We start from the raw sequence: 9,110 nt of genomic DNA, 5'->3' as shown, positions 1-9,110 counted from the left end.
ACCTCAAACTGCGCGCGATCATTTCGGAATGCTGCGCGGACAATTCTCGGAACGCTGCGCGCCATCACCTCGGATTCCCGCGCGCGATCAAATCGGAATGGTGCGCGCGATGACCTCGGAATCCGCACAGATGATAGGCGACATAACCCTTGCGCAGGGTCACCGCGCCGAACCACACCGGTTTGCCGGTCCTGGGATCGACCGTGCGGGTGTGGAGAACCAGATCGCCGGGCTGGTCGGTCACGACGAGCTGATCCGGCGCCGCCGTCAGCATCAGATCGCGCAGGGCGGCGAAGGTGGCGGGGAAATCGGCCGAGGCCATGACGCTATTCCTTTTTCCGCCCGGCCAGATCGATCAGGTGCGCCGGGAACGACAGGGCCAGCGGCAGGGCGATCCACGGCCAGGCGGCCCCGGTCAGCGCGGCGCGCAGGCCCAGGACGATCAACGCGGCGGGCAGCAGCATCGGCACCAGGGTGCCCAGCGTCCAGCCCCGTGCCCGCAGCCACAACAGCTCAAGCACCAGGGCCAGCAGGATCACATCGGCGGCATGGCCAGAGGCGAAGAGGGCGTTCATGGCCGCCACGGCGTCAACCGAACGGCGCGTTGAGCTGGACCACGAACCAGTTGAGCGTCCCGGCCGCACTGACCCAGGCCAGATAGGGCACCAGCAGCAGCGCAGCGGTGCGGGACAGGCGCAGGCAGTAGACGATCAGCCCGGCGATCGACAGCCACAGCAGCAGCAGTTCGACGAAAGCCCAGTCCGGCCGCTGCAGCCGGAAGAACAGGAGGCTCCACAGCACGTTGAGGAAGCCGTTGAGCGCGAAGAGGCCAATCACCGTGTCCGAGATCCGCACGTTGGGTGCGGCGCGCCAGGCCGAGACCCCCGCCAGGGCCGCGAGCGCGAAGATCGTCGTCCAGGCGATCGGAAAGATCGGCCGCGGCGGGGTGAACGCCGGCTTGTTCAGGCTTTCGTACCAGGGCCCGAGATCGGTGATCGTGCCGCCAAGCACGGCCACCACGGTGGCCGCGAGCATGGCGACGACCACCGGCAGGGCCCAGGCGCGGCTCACCGCGGGACTTCCTGCGGTCCGGCCCGGCTGCCAACCTGGCCCAGGCCGAGCAGGTGGGCACAGTCCTTCAGGAAGATGCGCAGGTGCGCCATCGGCTTGGCCCGCACCAGCCGCTTGTTCATGTAGGCTTGCCAGGTCAACTGCTGCACGTCCCGATCGGCGCACATCGCCACGAAGCGTTCACGCCGCTTGTCGCTGGAGTACCAGAAGTACTGCATGATCCCGAGGATCCAGAACACCCGCCCGTGCAGGCGCAGGAAATCCTTGCGGGCCCGGCGCAGCACCGCCGGATTGCCCGAGGCGACGAAGGCCAGGGCGGTCTCGGCCGCGATCCGGCCGCAGACCATGGCATAGTAGATGCCCTCACCCGAAGCCGGCGCGACCACGCCCGCGGCATCGCCCGCCACCAGCACGTCACGCCCGTTGTCCCAGCGCTTGAGCGGCTTGAGCGGGATCGGCGCGCCTTCGCGGCGGATCGTCTCGCAGCCGTCGAGCCCCATCTCGTCGCGCATGGTCTGCACCGCACCGCGCAGCGAGAAACCCTTGTGAGCGCTGCCGACACCGATCGAGGCGGTTTCGCCATGGGGGAAGACCCAGCCATAGAAATCGGGCGAGAGCCGCCCCTGGTAAATCACGTCGCAGCGCGACCCGTCAAAACCCTGCTCGGTGGCGCTGGGTGACTTCACGACCTCGTGATAGGCGAACACGCAGGGGTTGCGTTCGGCCCCGGGGATGTTGCCCCGCGCCACGCCCGAGCGCGCGCCATCGGCACCGATCACCAGGCGGGTGCGGATCCGTTCGAGCGCGCCACCGCGGGCGGTGCTGTAGCACACCACGGCCCCGGGCAGCCCATCATGTTCGACCCGTTCGAAGGTGCCCGTGCGCCGATCCGCCCCGCAGCGCGCGGCACGCGCGCGCAGCCATTCGTCAAAGACATCGCGATCGACCATGCCGACATAGCCGATCTCGCCGACCGGCATGTCGACCACACGGCTGGAGGGCGCGACCATCCGCGCCGCGCGGGCCCGGGCGACCAGCAGGCTCTGCGGCACCTCGAACTCTTCGAGCAGGCGGGGCGGTACGGCGCCGCCGCAGGGCTTGATCCGACCGGCCCGATCGAGCAGCAGCACCTTGCAGCCGCTGCGCGCCAGGTCCCAGGCGGCCGTGGCCCCGCAAGGTCCTCCCCCGACGACGACCACATCGTAATCGATGCCATCGGCTTCACGGCGCGATTGCGCGGAACGGAGCTGGTTCATGTGCCGGCTGACCTCAGGCTGGGGGTGGAACGGGGAGCGGCGCGACTGAACAGGGCCAGCAACGCGGCAGCAAGAAAGAGGGCGGCTTCGGCCATGAAGACCAGGCCGAACCCGCTGGCGGGATCACCCAGGGCGGTGCGGGCCCAATCGACCCCGAGCGCGCCGAGCAGCCCGCCCAGCCCGAAGGCGATGGCCTGGGCCGTGCCCCAGACCCCCATGCGCACGCCTTCGCCGGTGCGCTCACCCGCGCCGGCCAGGCCCATCATCGAGCCGATGGCCGAGACCGCGAAGGCCCCGTTGCACAGGCCGAGCAGGACGATGTTGACCGCCAGCGGCCAGCCCGGACCGACCCGGGCCGCAACGGCCAGCCCGGCCAGCGCCAGGGCCGAACCGACACAGCCGAGCATGGTCCAGACCCGCAGCTCGACCGGCAAGCGCCCGCGGAAGGCGCTGCCGCCCAGCCCGGTCAGGATCATCCCGACCAGCACGCCGCCGTTCTGCAGCCCGGACAGCCTGGTGGATTCGCCCGGGGTCATCCCGAAGACCAGCCCGCTGAACGGCTCGAGGATCAGATCCTGCATCGCATAGGCCAGCATCGAGACGAAAATGAACAGGGTGAAGCGGCTGGCCTCGGGGTCGGCGAAGATCTCGGCCAGGGCTTCGCGCAGCGAGGGGGCCGGCCCCGCCGTGGCGGCGGCCCGCGCGACCGGGGCGGTCGCCGGTTCAAGCCGGAAGGTGGCGATCAGGGTCAGCCCGAAGGCAGCGCCGACCACGCCCCCGGCGACCCGCAGCAGGCGCGCTTCGGTGAACGGGTCGAGCAGGGCGCCGGCGGTCCCCGCCGCGACGACGATGCCGAAGATCATCATGATCCAGGTGGTGGCCGCCGCGGCCGCCCGGCGTTGCGGCGCGACGCCGCTGGCCAGCATGGCCAGGACCGACGTGCCCGCCGCGCCGACGCCTGCCCCGATCAGGGTGAAGCCGAGGACCAGCTCCAGCAGGGCGGGCCAGCGCGCCTCGTCGAGCCGGGTGACGCCATGGACCGCCAGCATCGCACCAGTGCCCAGCACCGCCATCCCGGCGATCACCCAGGGGGTACGGCGACGGCCGAGATCGGACCCATGGCCCCACAGCGCGCGCGAGAACTGGACCGCATAGTGCCAGGCCACCAGACCCGCCGGAACCCCGGCAGCCAGGCCATACTCCAGCACCATCAAGCGGTTGAGCAGCGAGGTGGCGAGCATGGTGACCGCGCCGATCGCGGCCTGGACCAGGCCGAGCCGGACGATCCCCAGCCAGCCATAGGCGGCCGGCCCGCTGGCGGCGCGGGCGGTCACAGCGTGCCGCCCAGGGCCAGCGCGCTGGCCATCATGCCGAGCACGTACAGCGAAACGCCGGTGGCGTTGTACCACGGCGCGTGCCGGGCCGGATTGGAGACGAGTCGCGGCATCAGCGCGAGCTGCGCGAGCAGCAGGCCCGACACGATCCCGCCGGCCAGACGATGGCCCCAGGCGAACAGCAAGGCGACGACCACGACCTGTGGGATCGCCATGACCGCGCTGGCCAGTATGGCCGCGGGCCGTTCGCCCAGCACGACCGGCAGCGAGCGCAGGCCGGTCAGGCGATCGCCGGTGACCGCCTTGAAATCGTTGAGGGTCATGATGCCATGCGCGCCGGCGCTGTAGAGCGCCAGGACGGCGATGATGCGCGGGGCCGGAAGCGACCCGGCCATGACCGCCGCGCCGGTGAACCAGCTCAGCCCCTCGTAAGTGAGCGCCACGACCGCGGGACCGATCCAGCCGCTGGTCTTGAAGCGGAACGGCGGCGCGCTGTAGGCCCAGGCACAGGCCAGGCCGAGCACCGTGGCCGCCAGGACCCAGGGCCCGGTCAGCGCCGCCACCAGCAGCGACAGCAGGGTCCAGATGACTGCGATCGCCAGACCCCACCGCCCGGCGATACGGCCGGAGGGAATCGGCCGGTCGGGTTCGTTGATCGCATCGACATGGCGGTCGAACCAGTCGTTGACGGCCTGGCTGGTGCCACAGACCAGCGGCCCGGTCAGGGCCACGCCGGCGAGCAGGAAGGTCCAGCGGGAAGCCACCGGGACGCCGGACGAGACCACGCCGCAGAGCAGCGCCCACATCGGCGGGAACCAGGTGATCGGCTTCAGCAGCGTGATAACGTCGCGAACCGCCGGGGGCGGCGAAATCGCAGGAAAGACAACCGATCGCGCCATGCCCGAAGCCTAGGATCGGGCTTGATGACCGTCAAATTAATTCGACACTTTATGTGTCAATCATCGGCGTCTATTGAATTGGCAAGGCCATAACGGTGCAGCTTGGAATAGAGACTCTGACGGCTCAGACCGAGAATCTCCGCGGCCGAGGCGCGGTTATTCGAGGTGTATTCCAGCGCCGCCTCGATACAGAGCCGCTCGATCAGATCGGTCGACTCGCGGACAATGTCGCGCAGCGACATGCGACCGACCAGTTCGGTCAACTGTTCGACCGATCGCGGCGTATCACCCATCGGCGGCAGATCCCGCAGGCGCCGGCCAATCGGGCGGATCACGAAGCCGTAGCAGACCTGATCGTCCCCGGTGCGCACCGCCGACAGCTCGACCGGCTCGCCATCGAAACCATCATGGGCGCCGACCACGGTGGCGACGTTGCGCGCCGTCTCGTGCTTGGCCAACTGGCTTTCGATCAGTTCCAGATCGATCCCCGGCCGGCCGACGAAATCGCCCAGCAGCCGACCGCGGAGCTGATCGGCACTGGCTGCGGCGACCAGTTCGACGAAGGCCGAATTGGCCTCGCGGATGATCATGCGCGAATCGGTCAGCACGAAGGCGTCGGGCATGACCTCGATCACCTTGGCGGTCGCGCCGGCGCTCTGGTGGGCCACCCGGCCGGCGGACGACAGCCGGATCATCAGGTACTGGCTGCCGCGCTCGCGAAAGCCGCTGGCGGTGATCAGGACGCTTTCCCCACCCTCCGCGGGTTCCACCTCGATCGGCTGCAGCGCGTGCGAGACCATGGCCGAGCCCAGGTAGGCGATCAGTTGCTCCCGCACGCCCTTGGCGAAGAAACCCGGGAACCGCCCGCCCTGCAGACCACCCGGCCGGCTGCGCAGCGCCTCGTGCGCGGCCTGGTTGGCCTCGCGCACACGGAACGTATCGGCATCGATGATCAGCACCGGCTCGGGCGACTGTTCCAGCAGCAGCCGATAGCGCGCCTCAAGCTGGCGCAGCCGCAGATAATCCCGCTCGAGCGACTGCTGCGCCTGCAGCAACCGCTGCTGCAGCGCCGCCGCCTCGCGCAGATCGCGGCCGATCGCCAGGCTGCCCGCGCCATCGCCCAGCGTGAACACGACGAAACGCATCGGCACGTCGTTGTCGCTGCCGAGCTGGTTCACCTCGCGCCAGTGCTGGGTCGCGCCCTTGCGCGCGCCCGCCAGCATTTCCATGACCTTGGCCCGGCTTTCGACCGAAACGGTGTCAAGCCAATCGCGCCCCAGCCATTGCGCCGCGTCGGGATAGTCGCGCGGGTCGGCGGTATAGTCGACGATCCGGCCCGAGGCATCGAGCACCAGAACCACGTCACCGGCGATCATCGCCAGCTTTGCCGCCATCCCGATGTCGAGCGCGCGCAGATTGGCGTCGGGGTGCGCGAACGGCACCTTGTCTTCGATGCTGATCTTTCGGGGCGGCATCAGGGCGACAGACTTACGCGCCAAGCCGGCGAAGGCTGGCGGGAGCCTTGACGATCCTCTCTGCCAACGCGAGCGCGGCCCGCGCGTCCGTCGCGCTGCCGTCAGCTCCGACCACTTCGACCAGACCCGGGTCCGCGTTGATCATTCGCCCCCCAATGAGAATCTTCACATTCGGATTTCGGGACACCACGCGCAACGCCGCCACGAGATCGGAGAGGGCGCCGTTAGGGCAATCGCAACTGACGGTCAAGCCGACCAGGTCGAAGTGCCTGTCACCCACTAATTGCAACAATTTCTGACGCTTAGTTTCCGTCAAGGCTTCAGTCTGCCAGCCCGCCCGGGCGAACACCTCTTCGACCATCAGGGCGCCCAGACTGTGGTTGTCGCCGGGCATCGGGGCGAACAACGCCGCACGGGGAGCCGCTTCCCAGTCGCTATGCGGCGGAAAGCTCAAGGTAATTTCACGCATGACCTCTTGGATGCGCCACAAGCCCATGGTCACGTCGAGGAAATCGCAGTCATCGTCTTCCCAGTGCTGCCCCAGCTGCCGCGCCGACGGCGCGAGCAGGTCAACCAGCACGGTTTCCACAGAAACCCCGCGCGCCAGGAACCGTTCCACCACGGTCAGCAGCTCGTCCGCCTCCAGCACCAGCGGCAGCGAGGCGAACTGCGCCGCCTCGCCGGGATCAAGCGTGCGCACGGCCTCGAGCCGCGGGGCACTGCCTTCCAGCGCGTGAGCCTGGAGCAGGCGGGGAATGATCTGGTCGTTGATGAGGGAGTTGAGCGTCGACGGGGGGGAACCCCTGGCAGGGTCCCGGGATGATCGTCCCGCGTTCGCCCGCCCGGAGGCTCCGCGCTGGCCGCGCCCACTCCGGCCTGACCGTTTTGCCGTGCCCGCACCATATACAGTCGCCATGTGCAGACCCTCCCGGTCTGGAGCGGCGCAGCTTGCGCCATCCCGGACCGTCGTATCGATCTCTATCGACTCTGTTCGGGACCTGAACCCTACGCCTTTTCCGGACCCCTGACAAACGGGTATTTGTCACTTTTATTTGTCGTCAAGAAAGATTGACACTTCTCCAACCCGAGGCGTAGTCTCCAGCCTGAACGGCCAAGGTGGGCATACATGCGAGGGGAAGCAATCAGGTCAGGCACGTGGAACCCCGGTTCCGCAGTTGCCAGCCCCGGCCACACCGGACGCCGAAGCGTACGGGCGCCGCTCTATACGCCGGAGGAACGGCGCCGCCGCGACTCGACCCGCTGGACCCTGGTCCAGGGCCTGCTCGCCCCCATCCAATTCCTGGTGTTCCTGATCAGCCTGGGCCTGGTGCTGTACAGCCTGCGGACCGGCCAAGGGACCGCCGCTGCCGACCTGTCGGTGGTGGCCAAGACCCTGACTTTGTACACTATCATGATCACCGGAGCGATCTGGGAGAAGGTTGTCTTCGGGCGCTGGCTGTTCGTCCCGGCGTTCTTCTGGGAAGACGTCTTCTCGATGCTCGTGCTGGCGCTGCACACGGCCTACCTGGCCATGCTGTTCGGCCCGATCGGCACCTTCGAGCAGCGCATGCTGGTGGCCCTCGCCGGCTACGCCGCCTACCTGATCAATGCCGGCCAGTTTCTGCTCAAGCTGCGCGCCGCGCGACTCGACATGGCGCGGGAGGATCAAGCCCGGACAGAGAGGGCCCAGGCAGACAAGCCGGCCGACGGGTCCACCTATCCGGATCCGGGCCATCCCAATCCGGGACAATCCGTCCTGGCGGCACCTGCCGGATGACCGGCGACATCGGCCTTGCCCCACCCCGGTCCGCCCCGGGCTGCGCCACCCCCGCCCCCGAAGTGCTGCGCGAGCGCGGCCAGCGCGAGGTGTTCTGCGGCCTGACCGGGATCATCTGGCTGCACCGCAAGATCCAGGATGCCTTCTTCCTGGTGGTCGGTTCGCGCACCTGCGCGCACCTGCTGCAATCGGCCGCGGGGGTGATGATCTTCGCCGAACCGCGCTTTGCCACCGCCATCATCGAGGAGCGCGACCTGGCCGGCATGGCCGATTGCCAGGACGAGCTGGACCGCATCGTCCGCCAGCTGCTGGACCGTCGGCCCGACATCCGCACCCTGTTCCTGGTCGGCTCCTGCCCGTCGGAGGTGATCAAGCTCGATCTCGGCAAGGCCGCCCAGCGGCTGGACGTGGCCCTCGGCGGACGCACCCGGGTCCTGAACTATTCGGGCAGCGGCATCGAGACGACCTTCACCGAGGGCGAGGATGCCTGCCTGGCCACGCTGGTTCCGGAAATGCCGGCCGCAGCCGCGGATGCCGCCCCGTCGCTGGTGATCGTCGGCGCCCTGCCGGACATCGTCGAGGACCAGTTCCTGCGCCTCTTCGCCGAGTTGGGCATCCCGGTCGCCGGGTGCCTGCCGGCCCGCACCGTCGCCAACCTGCCCGCCATCGGCCCGCAGACCCGCTTCCTGCTGGCCCAGCCCTTCCTGGGCGACACCTGCCGGGCGCTCGAGGATCGCGGCGCCAAGCGGCTCGACGCGCTGTTCCCCTTCGGGGCCGAGGGCACCACCGACTGGCTGCTGGCGGCTGCCCTGTCCTTCGGGATCGACCGGATGCACTTCAATGCGGTGGTCGCGCCGGGCCGCGAGCGCGCCAAGCGGGCGATCGCCCATCGGCACGAACGGCTGGCCGGCAAGCGCATCACCTTCCTCCCCGACTCGCAACTGGAGGTTCCCCTCGCCCGGTTCCTGTCCAACGAACTGGACATGATCCCCGTCGAGGTGGGCACGCCCTATCTCCACCGCGATCTCACCGCGCGCGAGCTGGCCCTGCTGCCGGCCGGCACGCGGATCAGTGAGGGCCAGCACCTCGACCGGCAGCTCGACCGGGTCCGTGCCGACCGCCCCGACCTGACGGTCTGCGGACTCGGCCTCGCCAACCCGCTCGAGGCCGAGGGCCTGTCCACCAAGTGGGCGATCGAGCTGGTCTTCTCCCCCATCCACGGGTTCGAACAGGCCGGCGACCTTGCCGACCTGTTCGCCCGGCCGCTGCGGCGGCGCGATCTGTTGAAGGTATAGCCC

The 9,110-nt window shown here is 69.0% G+C and carries 10 protein-coding genes; 2 read left to right on the top strand and 8 right to left on the bottom strand.

Features of this window, described 5'->3' with window-relative positions; genetic code table 11:
- Positions 1 to 64 precede the first annotated feature (64 nt).
- From H7F49_RS14620 to H7F49_RS14585, 8 genes are read right to left on the bottom strand one after another with little or no spacing between them, the layout of a single operon-like run.
- Complete coding sequence (locus H7F49_RS14620; protein WP_185684313.1) at positions 65 to 322, bottom strand: hypothetical protein; 258 nt, start codon at positions 320 to 322, stop codon at positions 65 to 67.
- A gap of 4 nt (positions 323 to 326) precedes the next feature.
- Positions 327 to 575, bottom strand: coding sequence for a hypothetical protein (locus tag H7F49_RS14615; protein WP_185684312.1), 249 nt, complete (start codon positions 573 to 575; stop codon positions 327 to 329).
- A 13-nt stretch (positions 576 to 588) separates the two neighbouring features.
- Complete coding sequence (locus tag H7F49_RS14610; RefSeq protein WP_328806778.1) at positions 589 to 1,071, bottom strand: TspO/MBR family protein; 483 nt, start codon at positions 1,069 to 1,071, stop codon at positions 589 to 591.
- Positions 1,068 to 2,327, bottom strand: a complete 1,260-nt coding sequence (locus H7F49_RS14605; RefSeq protein WP_185684311.1) for a geranylgeranyl diphosphate reductase — start codon at positions 2,325 to 2,327, stop codon at positions 1,068 to 1,070. Before H7F49_RS14605 ends, H7F49_RS14610 begins: the two co-directional genes overlap by 4 nt.
- On the bottom strand, positions 2,324 to 3,661 hold the full coding sequence (locus H7F49_RS14600) for a BCD family MFS transporter (protein WP_328806776.1): 1,338 nt from the start codon (positions 3,659 to 3,661) through the stop codon (positions 2,324 to 2,326). Before H7F49_RS14600 ends, H7F49_RS14605 begins: the two co-directional genes overlap by 4 nt.
- Entirely contained in the window at positions 3,658 to 4,560 is a 903-nt protein-coding gene (chlG, locus tag H7F49_RS14595; protein ID WP_185684310.1) for a chlorophyll synthase ChlG, read from the bottom strand. The genes H7F49_RS14600 and chlG overlap by 4 nt, the downstream gene beginning before the upstream one ends.
- A gap of 56 nt (positions 4,561 to 4,616) precedes the next feature.
- Positions 4,617 to 6,035, bottom strand: coding sequence for a transcriptional regulator PpsR (gene ppsR / locus H7F49_RS14590; RefSeq protein WP_185684309.1), 1,419 nt, complete (start codon positions 6,033 to 6,035; stop codon positions 4,617 to 4,619).
- 13 nt (positions 6,036 to 6,048) lie between these two features.
- Complete coding sequence (locus tag H7F49_RS14585) at positions 6,049 to 6,735, bottom strand: cobalamin B12-binding domain-containing protein (RefSeq protein ID WP_328806775.1); 687 nt, start codon at positions 6,733 to 6,735, stop codon at positions 6,049 to 6,051.
- Positions 6,736 to 7,161: 426 nt separating this feature from the next.
- Here H7F49_RS14585 and bchF point away from each other — a divergent pair, with 426 nt between their 5' ends.
- Complete coding sequence (bchF, locus tag H7F49_RS14580; RefSeq protein WP_185684308.1) at positions 7,162 to 7,812, top strand: 2-vinyl bacteriochlorophyllide hydratase; 651 nt, start codon at positions 7,162 to 7,164, stop codon at positions 7,810 to 7,812.
- Entirely contained in the window at positions 7,809 to 9,107 is a 1,299-nt protein-coding gene (locus H7F49_RS14575; protein ID WP_185684307.1) for a ferredoxin:protochlorophyllide reductase (ATP-dependent) subunit N, read from the top strand. Before bchF ends, H7F49_RS14575 begins: the two co-directional genes overlap by 4 nt.
- The last annotated feature ends 3 nt before the right edge of the window (positions 9,108 to 9,110 follow it).

It is taken from the genome of Novosphingobium aerophilum, from assembly GCF_014230305.1.
Lineage (GTDB): Bacteria > Pseudomonadota > Alphaproteobacteria > Sphingomonadales > Sphingomonadaceae > Novosphingobium > Novosphingobium aerophilum.
Note: the sequence above shows the minus strand (reverse complement) of the source record. Positions and strands in the feature narration are given on the sequence as shown.